The sequence below is a fragment of the Luteimonas salinisoli genome, assembly GCF_013425525.1.
Classification (GTDB): Bacteria; Pseudomonadota; Gammaproteobacteria; order Xanthomonadales; family Xanthomonadaceae; genus Luteimonas; species Luteimonas salinisoli.
The window spans coordinates 113,071-138,160 of sequence record NZ_JACCKA010000086.1 but is presented as its reverse complement, the minus strand read 5'-3'; the positions used below and the strand labels follow the sequence as shown (position 1 = coordinate 138,160).

At 71.5% G+C, this 25,090-nt stretch carries 21 protein-coding genes; 13 read left to right on the top strand and 8 right to left on the bottom strand.

Going from position 1 to position 25,090, the window contains the following annotated elements:
* Window positions 1-190 precede the first annotated feature (190 nt).
* A complete protein-coding gene (locus tag H0E84_RS15975) occupies window positions 191-1,354 on the bottom strand; it encodes a LysM peptidoglycan-binding domain-containing protein (protein ID WP_180679646.1) in 1,164 nt (387 codons plus the stop codon).
* A 144-nt stretch (window positions 1,355-1,498) separates the two neighbouring features.
* Between H0E84_RS15975 and def the strand changes: the two genes are divergently transcribed.
* From def to rsmB, 3 genes are all read left to right on the top strand, one after another.
* Complete coding sequence (gene def / locus H0E84_RS15970; protein ID WP_180679634.1) at window positions 1,499-2,011, top strand: peptide deformylase; 513 nt, start codon at window positions 1,499-1,501, stop codon at window positions 2,009-2,011.
* A gap of 137 nt (window positions 2,012-2,148) precedes the next feature.
* A complete protein-coding gene (fmt, locus tag H0E84_RS15965; protein WP_180679633.1) occupies window positions 2,149-3,066 on the top strand; it encodes a methionyl-tRNA formyltransferase in 918 nt (305 codons plus the stop codon).
* Window positions 3,063-4,364: a 16S rRNA (cytosine(967)-C(5))-methyltransferase RsmB gene (gene rsmB, locus H0E84_RS15960; protein ID WP_180679632.1), complete on the top strand. Its 1,302-nt coding sequence runs from the start codon at window positions 3,063-3,065 to the stop codon at window positions 4,362-4,364. Before fmt ends, rsmB begins: the two co-directional genes overlap by 4 nt.
* Window positions 4,365-4,378: 14 nt before the next feature.
* Here the strand turns inward: rsmB and H0E84_RS15955 are convergent, their stop codons facing one another.
* The 6 genes from H0E84_RS15955 to H0E84_RS15930 all read right to left on the bottom strand — a co-directional run bounded on the left by H0E84_RS15955 (window position 4,379) and on the right by H0E84_RS15930 (window position 10,619).
* Window positions 4,379-5,404, bottom strand: coding sequence for a glycosyltransferase family 9 protein (locus H0E84_RS15955; protein ID WP_180679631.1), 1,026 nt, complete (start codon window positions 5,402-5,404; stop codon window positions 4,379-4,381).
* 94 nt (window positions 5,405-5,498) lie between these two features.
* Window positions 5,499-6,611 carry a glycosyltransferase gene (locus tag H0E84_RS15950; protein ID WP_180679630.1) on the bottom strand — a complete coding sequence of 371 codons (1,113 nt, stop codon included), beginning with the start codon at window positions 6,609-6,611 and terminating at the stop codon, window positions 5,499-5,501.
* Entirely contained in the window at window positions 6,608-7,594 is a 987-nt protein-coding gene (gene galE / locus H0E84_RS15945) for a UDP-glucose 4-epimerase GalE (RefSeq protein WP_180679629.1), read from the bottom strand. Before galE ends, H0E84_RS15950 begins: the two co-directional genes overlap by 4 nt.
* Window positions 7,595-7,652: 58 nt before the next feature.
* Window positions 7,653-9,188 (bottom strand): PH domain-containing protein, encoded by a 1,536-nt coding sequence (locus H0E84_RS15940; protein ID WP_180679628.1) that lies wholly within the window; start codon window positions 9,186-9,188, stop codon window positions 7,653-7,655.
* On the bottom strand, window positions 9,172-9,681 hold the full coding sequence (locus H0E84_RS15935; RefSeq protein ID WP_257644260.1) for a PH domain-containing protein: 510 nt from the start codon (window positions 9,679-9,681) through the stop codon (window positions 9,172-9,174). The genes H0E84_RS15940 and H0E84_RS15935 overlap by 17 nt, the downstream gene beginning before the upstream one ends.
* A 20-nt stretch (window positions 9,682-9,701) precedes the next feature.
* Window positions 9,702-10,619 (bottom strand): lauroyl acyltransferase, encoded by a 918-nt coding sequence (locus H0E84_RS15930; RefSeq protein WP_180679626.1) that lies wholly within the window; start codon window positions 10,617-10,619, stop codon window positions 9,702-9,704.
* A 185-nt stretch (window positions 10,620-10,804) separates the two neighbouring features.
* Here H0E84_RS15930 and dtd point away from each other — a divergent pair, with 185 nt between their 5' ends.
* From dtd to H0E84_RS15915, 3 genes are all read left to right on the top strand, one after another.
* On the top strand, window positions 10,805-11,245 hold the full coding sequence (gene dtd / locus H0E84_RS15925; RefSeq protein WP_180679625.1) for a D-aminoacyl-tRNA deacylase: 441 nt from the start codon (window positions 10,805-10,807) through the stop codon (window positions 11,243-11,245).
* Window positions 11,246-11,351: 106 nt separating this feature from the next.
* Window positions 11,352-13,238 (top strand): RNA polymerase sigma factor RpoD, encoded by a 1,887-nt coding sequence (rpoD, locus tag H0E84_RS15920; RefSeq protein WP_180679624.1) that lies wholly within the window; start codon window positions 11,352-11,354, stop codon window positions 13,236-13,238.
* Between the two features lie 425 nt (window positions 13,239-13,663).
* A complete protein-coding gene (locus tag H0E84_RS15915) occupies window positions 13,664-15,961 on the top strand; it encodes a GH92 family glycosyl hydrolase (RefSeq protein WP_257644259.1) in 2,298 nt (765 codons plus the stop codon).
* A 505-nt stretch (window positions 15,962-16,466) separates the two neighbouring features.
* On the opposite strand, the gene H0E84_RS15910 is transcribed toward H0E84_RS15915, so the two are convergent.
* Window positions 16,467-17,978 carry an FAD-dependent monooxygenase gene (locus H0E84_RS15910; RefSeq protein ID WP_219339780.1) on the bottom strand — a complete coding sequence of 504 codons (1,512 nt, stop codon included), beginning with the start codon at window positions 17,976-17,978 and terminating at the stop codon, window positions 16,467-16,469.
* Window positions 17,979-18,209: 231 nt separating this feature from the next.
* Between H0E84_RS15910 and H0E84_RS15905 the strand changes: the two genes are divergently transcribed.
* The 7 genes from H0E84_RS15905 (at window position 18,210) to H0E84_RS15875 (ending at window position 25,074) form a co-directional block, all read left to right on the top strand.
* On the top strand, window positions 18,210-19,178 hold the full coding sequence (locus H0E84_RS15905; protein WP_180679622.1) for a DUF4344 domain-containing metallopeptidase: 969 nt from the start codon (window positions 18,210-18,212) through the stop codon (window positions 19,176-19,178).
* Between the two features lie 176 nt (window positions 19,179-19,354).
* Window positions 19,355-20,659 carry a ferredoxin reductase family protein gene (locus H0E84_RS15900; RefSeq protein ID WP_180679621.1) on the top strand — a complete coding sequence of 435 codons (1,305 nt, stop codon included), beginning with the start codon at window positions 19,355-19,357 and terminating at the stop codon, window positions 20,657-20,659.
* A gap of 97 nt (window positions 20,660-20,756) precedes the next feature.
* Window positions 20,757-21,416: a thermostable hemolysin gene (locus H0E84_RS15895; protein WP_180679620.1), complete on the top strand. Its 660-nt coding sequence runs from the start codon at window positions 20,757-20,759 to the stop codon at window positions 21,414-21,416.
* Window positions 21,416-22,918 (top strand): AMP-binding protein, encoded by a 1,503-nt coding sequence (locus tag H0E84_RS15890; protein WP_180679619.1) that lies wholly within the window; start codon window positions 21,416-21,418, stop codon window positions 22,916-22,918. The genes H0E84_RS15895 and H0E84_RS15890 overlap by 1 nt, the downstream gene beginning before the upstream one ends.
* Window positions 22,915-23,589 carry an iron-containing redox enzyme family protein gene (locus H0E84_RS15885; protein WP_180679618.1) on the top strand — a complete coding sequence of 225 codons (675 nt, stop codon included), beginning with the start codon at window positions 22,915-22,917 and terminating at the stop codon, window positions 23,587-23,589. The genes H0E84_RS15890 and H0E84_RS15885 overlap by 4 nt, the downstream gene beginning before the upstream one ends.
* Complete coding sequence (locus H0E84_RS15880) at window positions 23,589-24,428, top strand: SDR family oxidoreductase (protein ID WP_180679617.1); 840 nt, start codon at window positions 23,589-23,591, stop codon at window positions 24,426-24,428. Before H0E84_RS15885 ends, H0E84_RS15880 begins: the two co-directional genes overlap by 1 nt.
* Window positions 24,409-25,074, top strand: a complete 666-nt coding sequence (locus tag H0E84_RS15875) for a tetratricopeptide repeat protein (RefSeq protein ID WP_425600498.1) — start codon at window positions 24,409-24,411, stop codon at window positions 25,072-25,074. The genes H0E84_RS15880 and H0E84_RS15875 overlap by 20 nt, the downstream gene beginning before the upstream one ends.
* The last annotated feature ends 16 nt before the right edge of the window (window positions 25,075-25,090 follow it).

Genomic DNA, 25,090 nt, shown 5'->3' with positions numbered 1-25,090 from the left:
CGGCGCCGCCGGCGGCGAGCAGGCGCAACAGGGCGATGCGGTCCTCGTCCGCGCCGTGCCGGCGAACTGCGAGGGGTGCGGAGCCTGACGCGGGCGCGGCGTTCATCGCTCCAGCCTAGGCCGGACACGACGACGGCGCCCTAGGGCGCCGTCGCGTTGCAGCGTAGGATTTTCCCGAACCGAGGATGGCTCAGTAGGGCGCGTCCGGATGCTTCAGGTGATAGCCCACGCGGGTCGGCTTGATGCTGTCCATGATCAGGGCGTAGGCGACCTTGTCGTAGGTGCGGAACACCATGGCGTGGCCCGAGAACTCGTCCGGCAGCCGCACCTTGTTCTCGAAGAACACCGTGTCGGCATCGCGGTCGGGGCCCTTCTCGACGCGGTCGATGGTGTTGGTGCCTTCGCGCCAGAGCGAGAACACGGTGCCGTTGTCCACGCCCTCGCGCGCGCCCACTGAGATGGCGATCACGTCGCGCGGGCCGCCGGCGGTCATCATGTCGGCCACGGCCAGCACCCGCGCGCGGCCGTAGTCGGTCTGCTGCGCCGGCGGGTGCGGGAAGAACTGCAGGTCGTAGGGCTGCGGATCGACCTGGATCAGGCGGTCGCCGACGCGCACCTCGCGGCCCTGGTCGTCGAGCACCAGGGTGCTGGCCTGGATGCCGCCGACCTCGCCGCGGGTCACGGTGCCGGTATTGACCTGCACCAGCTCATAGCCCAGCACTTCCTTGCCCTTGTCCGGCATCACCACGTCCGCCCAGTACTGCCGGGTATCCAGGGTGCTGCGGCCGCGGAAATCGAGGTCGCGGGTGGAGAAGGTGTCGCAGCACAGGCCGCTGCGCGTCAGATGGTGGTAGCGGGTGGTCGGCCGCACCACGGCGAAGCGGTCGCCGGGGCTGGACGCGCCGATCCCGCGGACGTAGGCCACCTGCCCCTCGACGACGCGCAGCCGATCCTCCTCGAGCCCGACCACGTAGGGCAGGTGCTCGAACTCGTCGACCACGCGCAGGTCCTTCAGGAACGGCTCGATGTCCGACAGCGGGATCGCGTCGATCGGCGCGGCGTCCTGGCGTGGGCCGGGCTGCAGCGCCACCCGGTCCAGGTAGGCCAAGCTGATCACGTCGCCCGGATAGATGAGATGCGGATTCTCGATCTGCGGGTTCGCCTGCCAGATTTCCGGCCACAGCCATGGTCGTTCCAGGAACTTGCCGGCGATGCCCCACAGGGTGTCGCCGCGCTGGACCACGTATGTATCGGGATGATCGCCGCGTACCCCCTGGGCAGCGGCGTAAGTCGCAACGGTGAGCAACGATACGGCGCAAACCGTACGAAGCCCCCGAGAAAGGCGCTGAAGCATGCCGGCCATCTACCTGCTCCCCTTGGAGATTTCCCCTTGCAGCGCGGGCACTATAGCCCAGAAACGCGGGGCCAACGCAAGCCCGCCCGGCGTTACAATGACGCCAGCACCCACGGTTGTGATCCACGCCACCTTTTCCCCGCCATGTCCCAGCTGCCGATTCTCGAGTATCCCCACCCGCACCTGCGCAAGCCGACCGAGCCCGTGGCGCAGGACCGGATCGCCGATCCGGCGTTCCAGCGCCGCCTCGACGACATGTTCGAGACCATGTACGAGGCCCCCGGCATCGGCCTGGCCGCCCCGCAGGTCGACGTGCTGGACCGATTCATGATCGTCGACGTGACCGAGGGCAAGGACCAGCCGTTGGTGTTCGTCAACCCGGTGATCCGTGCCCGATCGGAGGAGCTGCGGGTGCACCAGGAGGGCTGCCTGTCGATCCCGGGCGTCTATGCCGACGTCACCCGTGCCGACGGCATCGAGGTCGAGGCCCTGGACCGCCACGGCAAGCCCTTCGCCATGCGCGTGGACGGCCTGCTGGCGACCTGCATCCAGCACGAGGTCGACCACCTCGAAGGCAAGCTGTTCATCGACCACCTGTCGCCGCTCAAGCGCGAGATGGCGCTGAAGAAGCTGGCGAAGTTGAGGAAGCGCGCCTGAGGCGCGCCGGGAATCGGGAGTCGGGAATCGGGAATCGGAACAGCGCTTCGCGGCTGCCAATCGGTCGCGGATAGGGCGCCCAGTTCTTTAGCCTTTACCATTCCCGATTCCCGATTCCCGATTCCCGATTCCCCACCATGAGAATCGTCTTCGCCGGCACCCCCGGATTCGCCGTGCCGTCGCTGCGCGCGGCGGCGAACAAGGCCGAGATCGTGGCCGTCTACACCCAGCCCGACCGGGCAGCCGGCCGCGGCCGCGCGCTGACGCCGTCGATGGTCAAGCGCGAGGCGCTGGAACGCGGGTTCGAGGTGCGCCAGCCGCAGACCCTGCGCTCGCGCGCCGAGCGCGAGGCGCTGCGCGCGCTGCGCCCGGACCTGATGGTGGTCGTGGCCTACGGGCTGCTGCTGCCGCAGTCGATCCTGGACATCCCCGAAGAAGGCTGCTGGAACGTGCATGCCTCGCTGTTGCCGCGCTGGCGCGGCGCGGCGCCGGTGCAGCGCGCGATCGAGGCCGGCGACACCGAGACCGGCGTCTGCCTGATGCGGATGGAGAAGGGGCTGGATACCGGGCCGGTGCTGCTGTCGCAGAGCATCGACATCGGCGAACACGAGACCGGCGGCGAACTGCACGATCGCCTCGCCGTGCTCGGCTCGCAGGTGCTCGGCGACGGCCTGGGCCTGCTGCGCGCCGGTATCCGCCCGGTCGCGCGGCCTCAGCCGGAGGAGGGCGTCACCTACGCCCGCAAGCTGGACAAGGCCGAAGCGCGCCTGGACTGGACGCAGCCGGCGCAGGTTCTGGCCAACCGCGTGCGCGCCTTCAACCCATGGCCCATGGCCGAGGCCGAGGTGGCCGGTGAGCGGCTGCGGATCCACGCCGCGGTAGCGGTGCCGCTCGATCATCAGGCCGCCCCCGGCACGGTGCTGGCGGCCGGTCGGCACGGCATCGACGTCGCCTGCGGCGAGGGCGCGCTGCGCATCCGCACCCTGCAGCGCGCCGGCGGCAAGGCCATCACCGCCGCCGACTACCTCAACGCCCGCCGCGACCTGCCCGCATGAGCGACGGAGCGGGGGCGCGAGTCGTCGCCGCCCGCGTCCTCGACGCGGTCCTGCACCGCGGCCGCTCGCTGCGCACCGAGTTGGCGACGGCGCTGCCGACGCTACCCGACCTGCGCGACCGCGCTCTGGTCGAGGCGATCTGCTTTGCCGCGCTGCGCCAGCGCGCGCGCTACGACACCGCGCTGGACGCCTGGATGGCGCGCCCGCTCGCCGCCCGCGACCGCCCCCTGCGCGCGTTGCTGCACGCCGGTTTCGCCCAGCTCGATCCACTGGGGCTGCCGCCGCACGCCGCCGTCGCCGCCACCGTGGAGGCGGCACGCAGCCTGGGTCGCGCGCACCAGGCGGGCATGGTCAACGCGCTGCTGCGGCGCGCGCAGCGCGAGGGTCTGCCGCCGGGCGATCCCGCCGCAGCCTGGCCGGACTGGCTGCAGGCCCGGCTGCGCGCCGACTGGCCGGAGGACATCGATGCGATCTTCGCCGCCAGCGCCACGCCCGCGCCGCTGTGGCTGCGCGTCAACCGCCGCCATGGCGACCGCCACGCCTATGCCGCGCGCCTGCGCGAGGCGGGCATCGAGGCGGCCGCCGCCGAAGGGCTCGACGACGCCCTGCGCGTGGATGCGCCGTTGCCGGTGGCGGCGCTGCCCGGCTTCGCCGAGGGCGCGGTGTCGGTGCAGGACGCGGCCGCGCAGCGGGTCGTCGACGTGCTGGCGCCGGCGCCCGGGGCGCGGGTGCTCGATGCCTGCGCCGCGCCGGGCGGCAAGGCCGCGCACCTGCTCGAGCGCGAGTCGAGCCTGCGGCTGACGGCGCTCGATGTCGACGCCGCGCGCCTGCAGCGCGTCGGCGAGACCCTGGCGCGGCTGGTGCCAGACGTCTCCGCGGTGCTGCAGGCGGCCGATGCCGCCGAGCCGGCGCGCTGGTGGGACGGCGTGCCCTTCGATGCGGTGCTGCTGGACGCCCCCTGCTCGGCCACCGGCATCGTGCGCCGGCAGCCCGACGTGCTGCTGCACCGGCGCGCGCGCGACCTCGCTGCGCTGGTCGCGCTACAGGCGCGGCTGCTGGACGCACTGTGGCAGGTGCTCGCCCCGGGTGGCGCGCTGGTCTACGCCACCTGCTCGATCCTGCGCGAGGAGAACGCCGATCAGGTACAGGCCTTCCTGGCCCGCACCCCCGACGCCCGCGCCGAGGATCCCGGCGCGGCCTGCGGCCGTCGCGACGGCCCTGGCCGCCAGCGCCTGCCCGGCGAGAAGGGCATGGACGGATTCTTCCTCGCGCGCCTGCGGCGGCTGCCGGCGGGCTGAGGCCGTGCGCCCGGTCAGGCGCGGGACGGGAGCCCCCGCCATTCCTCCACCACCCTGCGTGGATCGATGTCGGACACGCGACTGTCCGCGCCCCGCTCGCCGCCGAGCACGGCGATCGGGCCGCCGCCGATCGGCCGCCACAGCGCTGCCGGCGCGGCGCCGAACAACACCACCAGCGGGCAGCCCAGCGCGGCGGCGGCATGTGCAGGCCCGGTGTCCACGGAGACCATGCTGTGCGCCTGCTCCAGCAGCGCGAACAGCCGTGGAATCGGCAGGTCGTTGGCGAGATTGCGCACCTTCGGGTCGCCGTCGGCAGCGCTCCGGATGTCCTCCAGCACCGCGTGCTCGGGAGGAGAGCCGCAAAGCAGCACGTGTGCTTCCGGCAGCGCCTCCAGCACCGCCCGCGCCACCGCCGCCCAGTGCTCCGGGGCCCAGTGTTTGGGGTGGTCGGCGGTCATCACCTTGCCGCGCTTGTGGGTGCGCTTGTTGCCGGGCTGGAACAGTACCAGCGGACCGGTCAGGCCTTCGCTCTCCAGCCACCGCGCAAGCGCCTCGCGCGACGCCTCGGGCACCACCAGCCGCGGCAGGCGAAACGGCGCGGGATCCACTTCGGCCACGGCATGGCGGCGGGCGGGATCGCGCTGGCCGAACAGCATCCAGCGGTCCGGCCACAGCATCGGCGTGGCGATCTCGTCGGGTGTCCGCTCGACCATGTCCTCCTCGCGCACGCCGCCGCGCAGCAGCAGGCGGCGGATTTCGGGGTCGGGGTCGCACAGGTAGACCGGGCCGCGTCCGCGGCCGCGCAGCCAGCGCACCAGCGCCCACTGGCTGGGGCAGAGCAGGTAGGGCGTCTTGCGACTGGTGACCAGCTGCAGGTGGCCGAGGGTGGGCTCGTGCGCCATCACCGGGGCGGTCCAGCCGCCGGAGCTGACCACGTCCACCTTGCTGCCGTGACGCGCGGCGACCAGGCGCATCAGCGAGGTCAGCATCACCATGTCGCCCATCGCGCCACAGCGAACGACCAGGGGAGGTGCTGTCATCCGGTGCTCTCCGACTGGACGGGATGGGCTTCGAGGGACATCTTGGGGATCCGTGGTTGCGGGTCGGCGGTGCGCCGACGGGCGGCGAGTGAGATCAGGGGCCGGCGAGTCCGCGATAGAACGCGCGGTAGCGATCGCGGAACACCGGCGGAGTGTGCCCGGCCCGCACCAGCGCGAATGCTTCCGCACGCAGGCGCTCCGCGAGCGTATCGTCTGCGAGTATCTCCAGCACGTGGCGCGCCAGCCCCGCGCTGTCGCCGGTCGGGACGACGAAGCCGGTGCGGCCGGAGTGCACGACCTCGCGGATGCCTCCGGCATCCGTAGCCACCACCGGCACGCCGGCGGCGAAGGCTTCGTACACCGTGAGCGGAAGCCCCTCGGTGACGGAGCTGATCAGCAGCACGTCCAGCTCGGCCAGCAGCTCCAGGCCGTCGCGGCGGTGGCCGGTGAAGACCACCGCGTCGGCGATCCCGAGTTCGGCCGCCAGGGCCTCCAGCTGCGCACGCTGCGGCCCGTCGCCCACCAGGAGGAAGCGCACCGGCATCGATCCGGGCTTCAGGCGAAGGATCTCCGCCGCGGTGCGCAGGAAGGTGGGCAGATCCTTCTGCGCCGTATGCCCGGCGAGATTGCCGACCAGGCGGGTGCCGGGCGCTAACCCGAACTCGCGATGCGCTCGGCCGTGTCGCCCGAGCGCGGCGATTGCGTCCACGTCCACGGCATCGTGGATGGTCAGCAGCCGCGAAGGATCGACCACGCCGTCGAAGACCCCCGCCACCGCGTCCGATACGCAGACGATGCGCGCGATCCGCCGGTTGGCGTACTTGCGGCGGCTCAGCGGGTTGCCGCCGATGGGATTGTTCCGCTTGCGGCTCAGCACCAGCTTCACGCATCGGGGCAGCAGACGCATCGCGAGGAGGCAGGCGTTGAGCGCGGAAGAATCGTGGGCGTGGATCACGTCGACGCGCTCGCGCCGGCAGGTGGAGACGATGGCCCGCACCGCATTAAGCAGCTTGAGACGCGTCTTGGCGTAGGTGACGCAACGCGCAGCGTCGTCGCGGCACTTCCCCGCCAGTACGGAATCGGCCGGACACAGGATCCACTGCTCGAAATCCGGGTCCGGCTCGAGCAGCCCGTAGAGCTGGTACATCTGGGCATCGCCGCCGCGCCATTCCGTGATGGTGGTGACGTGCAGGATCCGGAGCTTCATGGGCGAGTCCAGCAGGCGTGCCGGAGTTCCCAGCTCCAGGCGTGGCCGATGATGGTGTCCAGGTCGGCGTGGCGTGGCTGCCACCCCAACGTCTGGCGGGCACGGCGCGCGTCCGCCACGAGGCTCGGCGGGTCTCCCGCGCGGCGCGCCTGCAGCACTTCGGGGATCGGGTGGCCGGTTACCCGGCGCGCCGCCGTGATCACTTCGCGCACGCTGAAGCCGTGACCGTTGCCGAGGTTGAACCCTGTACTGGCGCTGCCTGCCGCGAGGTACCGCAGCGCCAGCAGGTGCGCCTCGCACAGGTCCTGCACGTGGATGTAGTCGCGCACGCAGGTGCCGTCCGCGGTCTGGTAGTCGTCGCCGTATATGGCGATGTGCGGCCGGCGCCCGGACGCCACCTGCAGGACCAGCGGAATCAGATGGGTCTCCGGGTCGTGGCATTCGCCGAGCACACCGTCCGGGTCCGCGCCGGCGGCGTTGAAATAGCGCAGGCACACCGATTTCAGCCCGTAGGCGGCGTCGTGGTCCGCGAGTGCCTGTTCGACCATCCATTTGCTGCGCCCGTATGGATTGATCGGCGCCTTGGGGTGATCCTCCCCGATGGGGACGTGTACGGGATTGCCGAAGATCGCCGCGGTGGAGGAAAACACCAGGCGGGTCGTCCCGTGCCGGCGCATCGCATCCAGCAGCGCCAGGGTGGCGACCAGGTTGTTGCGGTAGTAGCGCGCGGGCTCGCGCATCGACTCGCCGACCTGGATGGAGCCGGCGAAGTGCATCACCGCTGCGGGGCGGGTCCGGGCCAGTACCGCGTCGATGAAGGCGCTGTCGCCGACGTCGCCGACGTGCAGGGGCGCATCGACCACTGCCTCGCGGCGTCCGCCGCTCAGGTCGTCGACCACCTCGGGGGACAGCCCGCTGGCGGCGAGAAGCTTCACCATGTGCGAGCCGATGTAGCCGGCGCCGCCGGTCACCAGCACCTTCATGGCGTCACTCGGTTCGGGATGGGGGGGCTATCCGGGCGCAGGCACGAGGCGCGGCGATTCACCATCGCAGCCTCCTGCGCGCCACCGCGCCGCCGATGCGCGCCAACAGCGCGCGCGCCTCGGCCTCGGGCAGGTAGCGCATGCGCAGCGGCGGCGCCAGCGCGCCGGTGCCGGCGCTGTCCAGCCACAGCGAGGCCATGCCGAACCAGCGGTCCAGCGGCGACTGCCGCAGTTGCAGCGCCTGCAGCTTGCCGATCTCGGCGAAGCGCCAGTGGCGCGACCACCAACCTTCGCGTACCGCGACCAGCTGGTCGTCGAGCGCGTAGCCGGCGCGTCGCGCGTGCTGGCGGGCGACGAAGATCGCCCAGGGGATCCACAGCAGGCCGAGCAGTCCCCAGGCGCCGAAGTGCCAGCCGATCGCCGCGACCAGCACCAGGGCGACCAGGCATCCGCCCAGGGCCAGGCGCATCCAGGCGCGCCGGTGCAGCGGCTGCCAGGCTGCGGGCGGCCACGCCGCCTGCGGCAGCAGGTGGCCGACCAGGGCGTCGCAGGCCCGCGGGGTGGCGATCGGCGCCAGCTCGGCCAGGCCGCGCTCCTCGTTGCCCTGCTCCACCACCGCGGTATCGATGCGCAGGCTGCGGCGGCCGAGCAGGCGGTGCAGCAGGGTCTCCTGCAGGGTCCAGGCCTGGATGCGCCGGCGCGGCACGCTGTTGCGGCGGCGGGTGAGCAGGCCGCGGCCGGCGGTCAGGCGGCGGCCGTGCTGCTCCAGGCGGAAACCGTGGTACTGCACCAGGGCCAGCGCCACCGACAGCAGCCGCACCAGCGCCAGCGCCAGCACCACCAGGGCCGCGATACCCAGGCCGCGCGCCAGCCAGTCGGCACCGATGCTGTCGGCGTAGCCGGTCAGCCGGCGTCCCAGCCCGGTGAACGCGTCGGCGGCCACGCGGTCGGGCAACACTTGCCAGGACAGCGCGAAGGCGCCGGCCACGATCACCATGCCGCGGTTGGACACCAGCCCGAGCCGGACCACCTCCGGCGTCGGCAATGCCAGCAGCAGGTCGCCGTCGGGCCCCGCCTGCGCCGCCGCGCCGTCGCCGGAGACGGTCTCGCCGCGGCGCCGCACCAGCCGTTCCAGCGCCAGCGCCTCCTCCTGGCGCAGCACCTGCATCCGCGCCTCGGGCTTGTTGCCGCTGGCCGATTCCAGGCGTACCTCGGCGACCTCGAAGATGCGGTGCAGCAGCGACTGATGCACCGCCACGTCGTGGATGCGCGAGAACGGGATCTGCCTCAGGCTGCGCTCGAACAGGCCGCTGCGCACGAAGATGCTGTCGTTGCCGATGCGGTAGCGATAGGTGAAATAGCGCCACACCGACAGCGCCGCGATGGCCACCACCGCCACCAGCGCCGGCACCATCTGGTAGCTGCTGGCGCGTCCGCCGAACAGCAGCAGCGCGACCAGCGGTACCAGGAACTGGCGCAGCTGGGTCAGCAGCACGAACAGCCACGACAGCGGGTGCAGGCGGCGCTCGACCTCGGTGGGCAGCGCCGCCTCCGGTGCCGGCGCCCCGGCGGCGGGCTCAGGACTCGTCGTCATCGTGCTCGACCCGCTGGGCGAGATGATCGCGCAGGCGCTCGGCGTCGTCGGCGTCCAGGCCCTGCACGGTCACCGCGCTCTGGCGGGAGCCGGCGGTGTGGATCACCAGCGTGGACAGGCCGAAGCGCCGCTCCAGCGGTCCGCGGCGGATATCGATGTGCTGTACCCGCGAGCCGGGCACCCGGGTCTCGCTGCGCCACAGCCGCCCGCGGCGCAGGGCGAAACCGTCGTCGTCGAGCAGCCAGTGGGTGTAGCGGTACTTCTTGTGGCCCAGCCACACCGAGAACAGCAGGAACAGCAGCCAGCCCAGCGCCGCCGCCGCCAGCACCCGCGGCAGGTGCAGCAGCACCATGCCCCCCGCGGCCAGGGTGATCGCCGCCGGGATCAGCGGCCCGACCGCGCCGGCCAGCATGAACAGCGTGCGCGCCCGCCGCGGCAGCGGCTGCCAGCCCGCGTCGCCCTCCGGCACCGCGGGGCCGGCCGGCGCGCTCATGCCGAGGTCTTCGATGTCGATCATCCGGATGCCTTCTGGTAGGGATTGGGTTCGCCGCTGCCGGCCGGGCGCCAGCGCCAGCGCTTGTAGGTCCACTGGTACTGCGCCGGATCGCGGCGGGCGATGCGCTCGACCGCGGCGTTGAGCGCGGTGGTGGCCGTGCGCGGGTCCGGATCGGCGATCGCTTCCGGCGCGGCCTCGATCCGCAGCGCGAATGTCGGCTCCGGGCCGATACGCTCGCAGTAGGCGAACAGCACCGTGGCGCCGGTCCGGGCGGCCAGGCGCCCGAGCAGGGTCATGGTCAGCGCGTCCATGCCGAAGAACGGCACGTGCTCGCCGTCGCCGACCTTGGGCTGCTGGTCGGGAAGGATGCCGGTGACGCCGCCGTCCTTGAGCAGGCGCAGCAGCTGGCGCACCGCCGCAGGCCCTTCGGCGCGCACCTGGGTGACGTTGGCCCCGGCGCCGGCGCGCACGCGCCGCAGAAAGGCCTCGCCGATGGCGGCGTCCGGCGGCCGGTACAGCACCGAGATCGGCGTGCGCCAGGCCAGCCACTGATTGAGCAGCTCCCAGTTGCCGTAGTGCGGCGCGGCCACGATCAGTCCGCGCCCGGACGCCAGCGCGGCGTCGAACAGTTCCACCCCCTGGGTCTGGCGGATCAGGGCCAGGTTGCTTGCCGGCGGACGGGTCCAGAAGACCAGCGTCTCCAGGAACTGGCGTGCGGTGGTGCGCAGGATCTCGCGATGCCATCCCTCGCGCTGCCCGGGCAGCAGTTCCGGGTAGGCGATCTCCAGGTTGCGGCGTGCCACGAAGCTCTCCCGCGCATCCAGCCGCCGCCACAGCCACGCCAGTGCGTCGCCGATCCGGTACAGCACCGGCCAAGGCAGCCGGGCGAAGCCGGCGGCGAGCGCGTAGAGCAGGGCGGCGGCAGCGCGGGTCATCGCGCAAGTCTAGCCGGGAGGGCTGCAGGAAGCGGGGCGGGCGGGAAGGCGCGGCCGCGACCCCTTATCCTGCGGTGGCGGCGCACCCGCTTGTGCCTTCGATCCCGACACCCCATCGCCCGGTCCCGACGCCGACATCGCCGTCGACGTGCCGACCCCCGAATCACGAATCACGCTCCCACCCCATGCTCACCCTCATCCAGCGCGTCTCCCGGGCCAGCGTCGCCGTCGACGGTCAGATCGTGGGCAGGATCGGGCCTGGCCTGCTGGCGCTGGTCGGAGTGGAGCCGGGCGACTCGGCCGCCCAGGTCCGGCGCATGGCCGACCGCCTGCTCGGCTACCGGGTGTTCGCCGACGCGGAGGGGCGAATGAACCGTTCGCTGGCGGACACCGGCGGCGGCCTGCTGCTGGTGAGCCAGTTCACCCTGGCCGCCGATACCCGCTCGGGGATGCGCCCGGGTTTCAGCACCGCGGCCGCGCCGGCCGAAGCTGAACGCATCTTCAGCGAGCTGGCGGCGATCTGCCGGCAAAAGCACCTTCCCGGGGTGGAAACCGGCAGGTTCGGTGCCCATATGGAAGTCAGCCTGGTCAACGACGGACCTGTGAGCTTCCTGCTGCGGTCCTGAAGACCCCCGTCCCCCGCACCCCACGGCCCCCTTCCAAGGACGGCGGAGAGGGCGGCTGGTATAATTACGGGTTCACTTTTTTCCTCCTCCCTGGTAGCGCGATTCTATGGCCAACGAACGTCAGGCGGCGCCGCAGTCCGACATCAAGCAGCTGATCAGCAAGGGCCTGGAACAGGGCTATCTGACCTACGCCGAGGTCAACGATCACCTGCCCGACGACCTGGTCGATCCGGAGCAGATCGAAGACATCATCGGCATGATCAACGGCATGGGCATCGAGGTGCACGAGAGCACCCCCGATGCCGAGCAGCTGCTGCTGGCCGGCGACTCCACCGGCAACCGCGACGTCGACGACACCGCCGCCGAGGAGGCCGCGGCCACCCTGACCGCGCTCGACGCCGAGGGCGGCCGCACCACCGACCCGGTGCGCATGTACATGCGCGAGATGGGCACCGTGGAGCTGCTGACCCGCGAGGGCGAGATCGCCATCGCCAAGCGCATCGAGGAAGGCCTGCACCAGATGCTGGCTTCGCTGGCCAGCTTCCCGTGGTCGGTGCAGCTGCTGCTGGAGGACTACGAGCTGCACAAGGCCGGCAAGAAGCGCCTGGCCGAGATCGTGGTCGGCTTCAACGACCACCTCGAAGAGGAGGCCGCTGCCGCCGCTGCCGCCGCCGACGACAAGCCGTCCGCCAAGCCTGCGGCCAAGGACGACAGCGACGACGACGACTCCGACGACGACAGCGACGACGACGACGACACCGAGGAGGCCGGTCCCACCGGCCCCGACCCCGAAGAGGTCGCGCGGCGCATGGAGGAGCTGGCACAGCTGCACGCCAAGTTCCAGAAGACCTACGCCAAGCACGGCCCGACCCACAAGTCGGCGCTGAAGCTGCGCGAGGACATGGCCGCGCAGGTGATGACCCTGAAGCTGCCGCTACCGCTGGTCGACACCCTGGTGCGCAAGCTGCGCGAGGTGGTGGGCGAGATCAAGGACCACGAGCGCCGCATCCTCGACCTGTCCACGCGCGTGGCGAAGATGCCGCGCAAGGACTTCCTGCGCGCCTGGGAAGGCAACCAGACCAATACCGGCTGGGTCGACGAGATGCTCAAGCGCAAGCAGAAGTGGTCCTCGGGCCTGCGCGAGGTCAAGGACCAGATCGTCGGCGAGCAGGAGTCGATCGCCTCGATCGAGAAGGCCATGACCGTCACCCTGGCCGACCTCAAGGAGATCAACCGCACCATGGCCTACGGCGAGGCCAAGGCGCGCAAGGCCAAGAAGGAGATGGTCGAGGCCAACCTGCGCCTGGTGATCTCGATCGCCAAGAAGTACACCAACCGCGGGCTGCAGTTCCTCGACCTGATCCAGGAGGGCAACATCGGCCTGATGAAGGCGGTGGACAAGTTCGAGCACCGCCGCGGCTTCAAGTTCTCGACCTACGCCACCTGGTGGATCCGCCAGGCGATCACGCGTTCGATCGCCGACCAGGCGCGCACCATCCGCATCCCGGTGCACATGATCGAGACGATCAACAAGCTCAACCGCATTTCCCGGCAGATGCTCCAGCAGTACGGCCGCGAGGCCACGCCGGAGGAGCTGGCCAAGGAAATGGAGATGCCCGAGGACAAGATCCGCAAGGTGATGAAGATCGCCAAGGAGCCGATCTCCATGGAGACCCCGATCGGCGACGACGAGGACTCCCACCTGGGCGACTTCATCGAGGACACCAACGTCGAGTCCCCGGTCGAGGCCACCACCAACATCAACCTGTCCGAGACCGTCCACGGCGTGCTCGCCGGGCTGACCCCACGCGAGGCCAAGGTGCTGCGCATGCGCTTCGGCATCGACATGAACACCGATCACACCCTGGAAGAGGTCGGCAAGCAGTTCGACGTCACCCGCGAGCGGATCAGGCAGATAGAGGCCAAGGCGCTGCGAAAGCTGCGTCATCCCAGCCGCTCGGAGCAGCTGCGGAGTTTCCTCGACATCGACTGAGCCGCGGCGGCGCCGGCGCGCGCCGTCCCGCCGTGCGCTGTCACAGTACCCGACGCAACGGCCCCGCCCCCGCGGGCCGTTCGCGTTGGCGGCCTCATCGCATCCTGCCGCCACCGCAGGAGCGTGCCATGCACGCGAAGGCCGGCGTCGCCAGCCGGACCCGGAATCACCGCCCGCCCGCCCGGCCGGAGCCGCCCGCTGCCTTGGCGGCGATGGGCCGCTCCTACAGGGGCTGCGGCCCTGCGCGGCTGGGGCGGAGCTGCAGCCATGCTGCCGCCACGGTAGGCGGTAAGACACGCGCATTTTGCGCCGCAACGTGCCGGAACCCGGCGGGCGGTGCTAGGGTTTCGATTGGATCGATCCAATCGGCGGGGGTGGCGATGACAAGCGGAGCATGGCGCGTGGCGACGGGGCTGCTGCTGGGAATGGCCGCGGCGCTATCCGCCGCGGCGGACGAACGCGGTGAAGCGGCCTGGGCCGCGGTCGATCCCTTCATCGGCACCGGCGGCGAGGGCCACACCTTCCCCGGCGCGGTGGTGCCGTTCGGCATGGTCCAGCTCAGCCCCGACACCCGCATCCAGCCGCGTGCGCAGGCCTACGACTGGGCCGCCGGCTACCGCTACGACGACGACGGCATCGTCGGCTTCTCCCACACCCACTTCTCCGGCACCGGCCATTCCGACCTCGGCGACGTGCTGCTGATGCCGGTGACCGGCACGCCGAAACTCGAGCGCGGCGACCCCGACGTGCCCGGCAGCGGCTACCGCTCGCGCTTCCGCCACGACGACGAGGTGGCCGAGCCGGGCTACTACGCGGTCACCCTGGACGACTACCGCGTGCGCGCCGAACTCACCGCCAGCGCGCGGGTCGGCGTGCACCGCTACGCCTTCCCCGAGGGCGCGCCCGCGCACGTGCTGCTGGACCTGCGCACCAGCCTCTACGACTACCCCGGCAAGATCTCCTGGTCGCGGATCCGGGTGCGCGACGACGGCACCGTGACCGGCTTCCGCGAGACTCGCGGCTGGGCGCCGGGCCGGCAGCTGTACTTCGCGCTGCGGTTCTCGCGGCCGCCGCGTACGCACGCGCTGCACAACACCGAGCAGGACATCCCCTACAAGGGCTTCCCGCCTCCGGGCGCCGACGAGCCGGCGGAGCGCGCGCAGATCGAGGGCCGGCAGCTGGTCGCCAGCTTCGACTTCGGCAGCGCCATGGACGGTCCGCTGGTGGCGAAGCTGGCGATCTCCCCGGTCAGCGAGGCCGGCGCTATCGCCAACCTCGACGCCGAGGTGCCGGACTTCGACTTCGACCGCGTGCGCGCCGACGCGAAGCGGCAGTGGGCCGAGGCGCTTTCGGTGCTCGAGGTGGAAGCGCCGGAGGACGCCCGCACCGCCGCCTACACCGCGCTCTACCACACGCTGATGGGCCCCAGCCTGTTCATGGACAGCGACGGCCGCTACCGCGGCCCCGACAACGCCGTGCACCGGGCCGACGGCTTCACCCACTACTCGACCTTCTCGCTGTGGGACACCTATCGCGCGCTGCACCCGCTGCTGACCCTGGTGCAGCCCGAGGCGCGCAACGCCGATTTCATCCAGTCGTTGCTCGCGCACCAGCGCCACAGCCCCTACGGAATCCTGCCGGTGTGGTCGTTCCACGGCCTGGAGACCTGGTGCATGATCGGCTACCACGCGGTGCCGGTGATCGCCGACGCGTACCTCAAGGGCATCCGCGGCTTCGATGCCGACGCCGCCCTCGACGCCATGGTCGCCAGCGCCAGCTACGGCCCCTACGACGGCCTGCGCCAGTACATGGAGTTGGGCTGGGTGCCGATCGACGAGGAGGGCGAGGCCGCCTCGAAGACCCTGGAGTACGCCTACGGCGACTGGACCATCGCGCGCATGGCCGCGGCGATGGGCCGCGACGACGTCGCCAGCGAGTTCCGGCGCCGCGCCGGCAACTGGCGCAACGTCTACGACCGCGATACCGGCTTCATGCGCGCGCGCAACCGCGACGGCGGCTTCCGCGAGCCCTTCGACCCCACCGTCAGCGGCTACGGCAGCGACTACACCGAGGGCAACGCCTGGCAGTACTCCTGGTACGTGCCGCACGACGTCGCCGGCCTGGCCGCCGCGCATGGTGGCGCCGACGCGCTGCTGGCGCGGCTCGACGAGGTGTTCGAGGCCGACGTGGACCCGGCCGTGTTCGCGCACATGGAGGACATCACCGGCCTGATCGGCTGGTACGCGCACGGCAACGAGCCCAGCCACCACGTCGCCTATCTGTACGCCCACGCCGGCCAGCCCTGGCGCACCCAGGCGCGGCTGGCCCGGATCATGGACTCGCAGTACGCCGCGCGCCCCGACGGCCTGGCCGGCAACGACGACCTCGGCCAGATGTCCGCCTGGTACCTGTTCACCGCGCTCGGCTTCTACCCGGTGGCGCCGGGCAGCGGCGAATACGTCATCGGACGCCCGTTCCTGCCGCGCGCCACCCTGCACCTGCCCGACGGCAAGTCCTTCACCATCGTCGCCGAGGGCCTCGACCAGGGCCACGGCTACATCGCCTCGGCCACCCTCAACGGCGAACCGCTGCGCCGCGCCTTCCTCCGCCACGACGAGATCCTGGCCGGCGGCGAGCTCCGCTTCACCATGCAGGCCGCGCCGAACCGGGACTGGCCGGGTGCAGGGGCCGAACTGCCTTACTCGATGTCGGGAGAACGCTAGGGCACGGCGACCCCGCGGCCGTGGCCGCGGGCGCCGGATCCGCGTCCACGATGCCCGCTGGCGGACCGTAGTGGGTAAGATTCGTCCCACGGGCCTATAGCTCAATGGTTAGAGCAGGGGACTCATCGAAAGGTGCCGCCGCGCGGTAACGCGCGGACGGGAACGGGATGAATTCAGGGAAACCTCAGCGGCGCGCCTGGCGCGGACGGTGGCAACCCTGAGCCAAGCCGGCGGTACACCGCCGGAAGGTGCAGAGACTACCTGGGGGCTGCAGTGCCCTTGATCACAGGCTCGAGCGTCCCGCACCCCACCCGCCGCATGCCGGTGCATGCGGCGGAGGGTGAAGAGATAGTCCGCGCCGGGGGGAAACCTCCGGGCTACGCGAATCCCTTGGTTCCAGGTTCGAATCCTGGTGGGCCCACCACACTCGATATCCCCGTCGCTCGTTGCGGTCGACCCACGCTAGTGCGGCCATGAAGAATTGCTCGCGCCGTTCGACGCCGCGCTACCCCGCAGCTGGCGGCCCGCACCAGGCGGCAAGCGCGTCCGTAAGCCCTTGCCGTGTCCGCTCGCCCACCCAGGCCACGTAGCCGTCGGGCCTGACCAGGACCGCATCCGGGGCCGGCACCTCGCCCAGTGCCGGCAGCTCCCAACGGCCGGCATATTTGGCGTCGACCAGCTTCACCCGGTCCGCCCACGGTCCGAGGTCGACACCGCCGGCCGCACCCAGGTTCAGCAGCACTGGCTTGGCGTCGTGTAGCAGGTCGTAGACCCGCGATCGGCCGGCGGCGGTGGCCAGGTCCAGGTCGGGCATGCGCCGGCCAACCAGGGGATGGCCGGGGCCGAAGTCGTAGTGGGTGCCGAGGCCGGAGAGCATCGCGGCGAAGTGTCTGCGCGGCTGCTCCATGCCCAGCAGTTCGGCGACGGTCTCGCGCAGCGCGTTGGTGCGTTCGTCCGGGCGGCGCAGCGCCACCGCGGCCATGGTGGTGCGCAGCACCCGGGCGGCGATCGGGTGGCGCTCGGCGTGGTAGCTGTCGAGCAGCGCCTCCGGCGAGATCCCCTTTACCACCTGGGCCAGCTTCCAGCCGAGGTTGACCGCGTCCTGCACGCCGGTGTTGAGGCCCTGTCCGCCGTCGGGCGCATGCACGTGGGCGGCGTCGCCGGCCAGCAGCACGCGCCGGTCGCGATAGGCGGCGGCCTGGCGGCTGGCGTCGGTGAACCTGGAGATCCAGGCGGGGCTGTGCGCGCCGTAGTCGATGCCGCAGGCGGCGACGAGCGCCGTGCGCAGGTCCTGCAGGGTCGGCTCGCCGGTGGCGCCGGGATGCGCTTCGGTCACCATCACGCTGACCGGCCCGGCGTCGGCGTAGATCACCTCGCCGTCGCGGATCTCGTACTGCAGCCGGCCGAAGGCGTGCGTGCCGTAGGCATTCCGATGCACGCCGAACTCCGGCACCTGCGTCATCTCGACCTCGGCGATCAGGTGGCTGACGGTCGGGTCCCAGCCCGGGAAGCCGATGCCGGCGGCCTTGCGGACCCGGCTGCGGCCGCCGTCGCAGCCGACCAGGTACTGCGCCCGCAGCGTGCCGCCGTCGGCCAGCAGCACGTCGACGCCGCTTTCGTCCTGCGCCAATCCGGTGACCTCGCGCCCGCGCAGGATCGGCACCCCGAGCTCCTCCACCCAGCCGGCGAGGATGCGCTCGATGTGCTTCTGCCACAGCGCCAGCCCGTAGGGATGGCGGGTGGGAAAGCCGCCGAGGTCCAGGGTCACCGAGGCGAACCCGGCGACCTGCGCCACTTGGCCCTCGGCCAGGAAGCGGTCGGCGATGCCGCGCTGGTCGAGCACCTCGATGGTGCGCGCGTGCAGCCCGCCGGCGCGGGCGCCGGGCAGGTCCTGGCTGGTGCGCCGCTCGACGATCGCCACGTCCACCCCGGCTAACGCCAGCTCGCCCGCCAGCATCAGCCCGGTCGGGCCGGCGCCGGCGATCGCCACCGCATGTCCAGTTCCATTCATTTGCATGTCGCCGCTCCCATTGCGCTGTTCGTTCGGGATGGCGATTGGGCACCGGGACGGTGGGCTTGCCGCAAGTCCGCGGTGTAATAAGATGTTGGAACGGGGCAAGGCGGAATCGCGGCATCGAGGCGCTGCGGGCGCCCGTCGCTCGCGCCCGGTCGCGAAACGCCGCCACCCATGCACTTCCAGCGCGCCGCGCACCGCGCCGACGCGGGCGCGGGCAGCCAGGAGACCCGGATGTCGTTCACTGCCTGGATCGCCGGGCTGTCGCTCGTGCCGGCGTTGGCCATCGTTGGATGCGCAGGTGGTGGCCCGCCGGTGGCGGAGCGGAATACGGCAATCGCGCAAGGCTCGATCGCGCGGACGCCGGCGCGAGCGATCGTGCGCGCCAGGCGGGTGCCGGCGGGCGCGACCGCGCGGCCGGCTGGCCCCGCGTTCGAGTACGCCTATGCGCAACCGCAGTCGCCCGACCTGCAGCGGATCCACGTACGCGTGCGCGAGGCCGACCTGCTGCGCAGGCTGCCGGAGATCCAGGCGATCGAAGGGGTGTTCGCGCTGCCGCGGCGGCTGCGGTATGTCACTGCCGAGTGCGGCGAGTTCGGCGCCTTTTACCGGCCCGCCGCCGCCGAGGTGGTGCTCTGCTACGAAACCCTGCGTACCCTGTACGAGCGCGGCCAGGCGCAGCAGGCGGCAGGCGGCTTCGGCGCGGACCACCCGCTGCGCTACACCCGCGCCAATGTGCGCTTCATCGTCCTGCACGAAACCGGTCATGCGCTGGTGCACCTGCTGGACCTTCCGGTCACCGGCCGGCAGGAGGACGCGGTCGACCAGCTCGCGGCGATCCTGATGCTGCGTTTCGCCGCGCTCGATGAAACCCCGGCCGACGTGATCGACAACCTGCGCATGGCGGCGGACTGGATGCTCTCGCGCAGCACCGGCGCCTACGACCTGCACGCCTACGCCGCCGAGCATGCGCTCGGCGAGCAGCGCTACTTCAACCTGCAGTGCCTGATCTACGGTACCGATCCGGTCGAGTACGCCGGCATCGTCGGCGCCGGCGACCTGCCGGCGACGCGCGCGCGCGGCTGCCCGCGGGAAACCCAGCTGGCCAACCGCGCCTGGCTGCGCCTGCTGCTGCCGCACCTGGCGCCGCGCTACGAGATGACCGAAGAGGAGGCGGTGCGCTACTTCGAGCCGCGGCGGTAATGCCGGGATCGGCGCGCGGCGGCGCAGGCGGGCGGTTGACTTCGATCAATGCCGGCGCCACCCCGTCGGCGCAGTCTTGCAGGCAAGATGTTTCGGCCGGAGCCGGCAAGCCCCATCTCGGCGGCCGTGCCTGCCGGTACCCGAATGAACAGTTGCCGCGGGACAAGGAGCTCACCTTGAAGATTCCTGCGAACGCGTCGGGGGTGCCGAAGCCCTGGAGGCTCGGCACTGCACCCCTGCTGGCTGGCCTGATCCTGGTCGGCTTCGCGATGGGGTTGTCGGCGATCCCAGCCGCGACGTGGTGGAGCACCGCCGCGCTCAGTCTCGGCGCGGGCATCGCCGCGATGTCGCTCATGGCGATGGCCGCGGTGCTCGGTGCCCGCTGGAAGTGGATCGAGACGATCTTCGGCGGCCTGGACCGGGTGTACGAGACGCACAAATGGCTGGGCGTGTGGGCGCTGGTATTCGCATCGGTGCACCTGGTCTTCAAGGCGGGCAGTCCGGAGTGGGAGACCGCGGCCATCATCAGCCTGCCCGGCCCCGCCACGCGGTTGGTGCGGCAGCTGAGCTTCGTGGCGCTGATGCTGATCGTCATGCTGGCCTTGAACCGCAACATCCCGTATCGGGTGTGGCGCTGGTGGCACAAGCTGTCGGGGCCCCTGTTCCTGATCGTCGTAGCCCATTGGCTGAGCTTCAAGTCGCCGGTGGCGCTGCTCGACCCGCCGGGACTGTGGCTGGCCGGCCTGTCCGGGCTCGGCGTGGCGGCGGCGGGATACAAGTTGTTCCTGTATCCGTGGTTGTCGCAGCATGCCGAATACCGCCTGCAGGCGGTGTCCGCCAACGCCAGCGCGGTGCACCTCCAGCTGGCGCCGGTCGGCAAATCGATCCCCTTCGCCCCCGGGCAGTTCGCGTTCCTGTCGTTCAAGCGCCAGGGCCTGCGCGAGCCGCATCCCTTCACCATCGCCAGCGCCGCCAGCGCGGGCGGCAGCATCACCTTCATGGTGCGCTCGCTGGGGGATTACACGGCGCGTCTGGTGCAGGAGGCCGCGCCGGGCCTGGTGGCCGAGGTGTACGCGCCGTTCGGTCGCTTCCAGCGCCTGCCGCAGGGGGGCGCCGAGATCTGGATCGCCGGCGGCGTGGGCGTCACGCCCTTCATCGCCTGGCTGCACGAGGAGGGCGACAGGTTCGAACGGGTCACCTTCTTCCATTTCCACACTCCGGGGCGCGAACTCCCGGAGCCGGTCGACCTGCAGGCGCTGGCCGAGCGGCGTGGCGTCGCGCTGGTCGACGTCGCGACCGGCCCAAGGGACCCGGAGTTCCGCCGCCGCTTCGCCGAGGCGGCCGCGCCGGCGGGACCGGCGCATGTGCAGATCTCGTTCTGCGGCCCCAAGGGCCTGCTGGACGAGGTGCGCTCGCTGATGATGCGCGATGCCGGCATCCCTGACAGCGCGCTCCGCCACGAGCTCTTCGAGTTCCGCTGACCCACGCCGCGGATCCAATGAATCGCTTCCAAAACCCTAATAGGCGCTTAACTTCGCGCTAATCGGCCCTTAATCGGGCGAATCCAGCATGCCGTCCATGCACTGGATACGCCCGCACGCTTCCCTCGCTCCTCTTCCCGGCCGCTTCGCCAGCGTGGCGCTCGTCGGTCGCGACGATCCGGATCGCGTCGAGCTCGAGAACTTCATCGCCGGGATCTATCGCGATCGCTACGGGGCCCGCCTGCGTAGCTTCCTTCCGCACCTGCTCGCCTACCGCGATGGCGAAGGGCGGCTCTCCGCGGCGGTCGGCCTGCGGGCCGGCGGAGAAGGGCGGCTGTTCGCCGAGCAGTACCTGGACGGGCCGGTGGAGCGGGTCATGGCCTGGCGCGAGATCGCGCGGGTCGATCGACGCGCGGTGGCGGAAGTGGGCAACTTCGCCGCCAGCACCCCCGGTATCGCCCGCGAACTGATCCTGCAGCTCGCCATGCTGCTGCAGTCGGCAGGCATGGAATGGGTGCTCTTCGTGGCGACCCGGCAGTTGCGCAACGCGCTGCAGCGGCTGCGGCTGCCCACGATCGAGCTCGCCGAGGCGCGCGTCGAGCGCTTGCGGGGCGGCGGCGACTGGGGAACCTACTACGCATCGCGCCCCCGACTGGTCTGTGGAAACCTGGCCGAAGGCGTCGCCTACCTGGGCGCGACGCAGCCGGCCGAGGATCCGGGCGCGGCGCCCACGGTGTGCCTGGCGGGGGTGCGCTGATGCGGCCCATGGACGTCGTGCTGCGCGAGCCCGGGCGTCGCCGCGGTCCGCGCCTGATCGCCGAGCAGGGCGATCTCGGCGACCGGGAGCTGGCCGCGCGCATCGAGCGGATCGCCGAATGGCTCGCCCGCACCTGCACCCGGCGCGTCGCCAGCCGCCTGGACAATGGGCCGGGCTGGTTCGTGCTGGATCTTGCCATCCGCGCGGCGGGCGCCGTGCACGTCCCGTTGCCGACGTTCTTTTCCGAGGCGCAGCTGCGGTACGCCGTGGCCAGCAGCGGCGCCCAGTGCATCGTGACCGGTGCCCACGACGGCAGGCCGCCGGCGGCCGGGGCCCGCATCGACTTCCCGGAGTGGGAGCGACTCGCCTGCTGGCGGGTGGCGGGGGAGACCGACGCCGCTCAGCCGCTGCCCCTGCGCACCGCATGCGTCACCTACACCTCGGGCACGACGGGCCTGCCGAAGGGCGTGTGCCTGGATGCCGAGGCCCTGTTCGACGTGGCCGGCTCGCTGGTGGAAGCGGCCTCCGCCGTTCGCCCGCGGCGCCATCTTTGCCTGATGCCGCTGTCGACGCTGCTCGAGAACGTGGCGGGCCTGTACGCGGCGCTGCTGTCGGACGCCCAGATCGCCCTGCCGTCGCTGGCGGAGGTCGGCTACAGCGGTGCTTCCGGCCTGGACGTGCCCACCCTGCTCCGTTGCCTGCATCGCTACCGGCCGGAAAGCGTGATCCTGGTGCCGCAGTTCCTGCTGGCGCTGGTGGCGGCGGCGGAACAGGGCGCCCGGTTGCCCGCGTCGTTGCGGTACATCGCGGTCGGCGGTGGGCGCATCGGCCCGGGTCTGCTGGCGCGCGCCCAAGCGCAGGGCCTGCCGGTCTTCGAGGGCTACGGCCTGACCGAGTGCGCCTCCGTGGTCTGTCTCAACCGCCCCGAGGCGTCGCGCGACGGCAGCGTCGGGCAGGTCCTGCCGCATGCGCGGGTGTCGGTGGACGATGGCGAGATCCGCGTCGACGGCGCGAAGGCGCTCGGCTACCTCGGCGGCGAAACCATGCCCGCCGGACCGGTACGCACCGGCGACCTGGGACGCATCGATGCGGACGGCTTCGTGCACGTCACCGGCCGCAGCAAGCACGTCTTCATCACCGCGTTCGGCCGCAACGTCTCGCCCGAATGGGTGGAGAGCGAACTGCTGGCGCATCCGGCCATCGGCCAGGCCGTGGTGTGGGGCGAAGGCCGCGCCGACAACGTCGCCGTCCTGGTGCCGCGGCGCCGCGACCTGGACGACGCGCGAATCGCGCGCGCGCTGGCCGAGGTCAATGCCGGGCTGCCGGACTACGCGCGGATCGCGCGATTCGTCCGTGCCGATGCGCCCTTCAGCGCAGCGAAGGGCCTGTCCACCGCCAATGGCCGCATCCGGCGCGGCGCCGTCCTCTCCCGCTACCAGGCCGAGATCGATGCCTGCTACCGGCACCCACAGACCGTTCCCACGACCGGAGCCACCGCATGAGCTTTCATGACGACCTGACCGCGCAGACCGCGCGCGACCGCGACCGCCTGCTTGCCGTCCCGATCATCCAGGCGGCGCTCGCCGGCAGGATCGCGCGGGACGACTATGTCGCCTTCCTCGAGCAGGCCTACCACCACGTGCGCCACACCGTACCGCTGTTGATGGCCTGCGGTGCGCGCCTGCCCGCGCGGCTGGAATGGTTGCGTACCGCCATCGGCGAGTACATCGAGGAAGAGATGGGACACCAGGAGTGGGTGCTGGACGACATCGCCGCCTGCGGCGGGGACCGCGCGGCAGCGTCGTCGTCGTCGCCCTCGCTGGCCACCGAGCTGATGGTCAGCTACGCCTACGACACCATCCACCGGGGCAACCCGGTGGGGTTCTTCGGGATGGTGCTGGTGCTCGAAGGCACCAGCGTCGCCCTGGCCACGCGCGCGGCCAACGCGCTGCAGGCTTCTCTCGAGCTGCCGCGCAACGCGTTCAGCTACCTGCTGTCGCACGGCGATCTGGACATCGAGCACGTCGGCTTCTTCAAGGGGCTAATGGACCGCCTGGACGACGAGGTGGACCGCGCGGCGGTGGTCCACGCCGCGCGCCGGTTCTATGTGCTGTACGGAGACATTTTCCGCACCCTGCGCGCCGATGGCGTGCGCCTGGCCGAGGCCGCGTGATGAAGCTCGCCGGCCGGACGGTGATCCTGACCGGTGCCAGCGGCGGCATCGGTGAGCCGCTGTGCGTGGCGCTCGCCGCCGCAGGCGCGAGCGTGCTGGCGGTGGGGCGCGACGAGGCGAAGCTGCGCCGCCTGGTGCGGAAGGTGCCGGCCGGCGCCCTGCAGTGGGTCGCCGCCGACCTGACCCGCGACGACGGCCGCGCACGCGTGGTCGATGCCGCGCGGGCGCTGCGGCCTGCGCCATCGGTGCTGGTGCTCGGTCATGCCCAAAGCGCCTTCGGCCTGTTCGAAGATCAGGGCGCCGAGGCGATGGCGCGGCTGCTGCAGACCAACCTGGTGGCGCCGCTGCTGCTCCTGCACGCGCTTCTGCCGGTGCTGCGCGGGCAAGATCGGGCCGCGGTCGTGGTGCTGGGATCCACCTTCGGCAGCCTCGCGTTCCCCGGATTCGCCGCCTACAGCGCGAGCAAGTTCGGCCTGCGCGGCTTGACCGAGGCGCTGGCCCGCGAGTACGCCGATACACCGTTGCGCTTCCAGTACCTCTCGCCACGTGCGACACGCACGCCGTTCAACACGCCGGCCGTCGATGCGCTCAACGCCGAGCTCAAGGTCGCCAGCGACGCGCCGGCCGATGTCGCCCGCCAGCTGGTCGCCGCCATCGAGCGTGGCACGTCGCGGCTGCAGGTCGGGTGGCCGGAGAAGCTGTTCGCGCGGCTCAACGGGCTGCTGCCGGGGCTCGTCGACCGAAACCTGCGGGCAAGCCTGCCCGCCGTCCGCCGGCATGCGCGACGATCACCACAGCCCGCTACGGAGAACCTCCACCATGAACCCGTTTCACAGTAAGTCCATGCTCCTGCTGATCCTCATCTCCACCGCGGTGCTGGTCGGGGTCGCGCTGGCGGCCGAACCGGGCACGCCGACGATCGAGCAGATCCGCGACCGTTGGGCCGAGATCAGCTACCAGCTGCCCAAGGCGCAGCGCGAGTCTGCCTTCGAGGAGCTCGCGCGGCAGGTGGAGGGGGTCAGGCAGGCGCGGCCGCGCGACGCCGAGGCGCTGATCTGGGAGGGCATCGTGCTGTCCAGCCTGGCCGGGGAAAAGGGCGGCATGGGCGCGCTTGGCCTGGTCAAGCGCGCGCGTGCCGATTTCGAGGCGGCCCTGGAGATCGCGCCCGATGCGCTGGATGGCGCCGCCTACACCAGCCTGGGCGCGCTGTACTACCAGGTCCCCGGCTGGCCGCTCGGATTCGGCGACGACGACACCGCGCGAACCCTGCTGCGCCAGGGCCTGGCGATCGACCCGGACGGCATCGATGCCAACTATTTCTACGCGGATTTCCTGCGGGACCAGAAGGACTGGCGCGGCGCCAAAGAGGGCTTCGAGAAGGCGTTGGCAGCGCCCGCACGTTCCGGCCGCGAACTGGCCGACGCCGGGCGCCGGCGCGAGGCGCAGAGCAAGCTGCAGGAAGCGGCCCGGCGCCTTGCGGACTGACCTGGGGCGCACCACA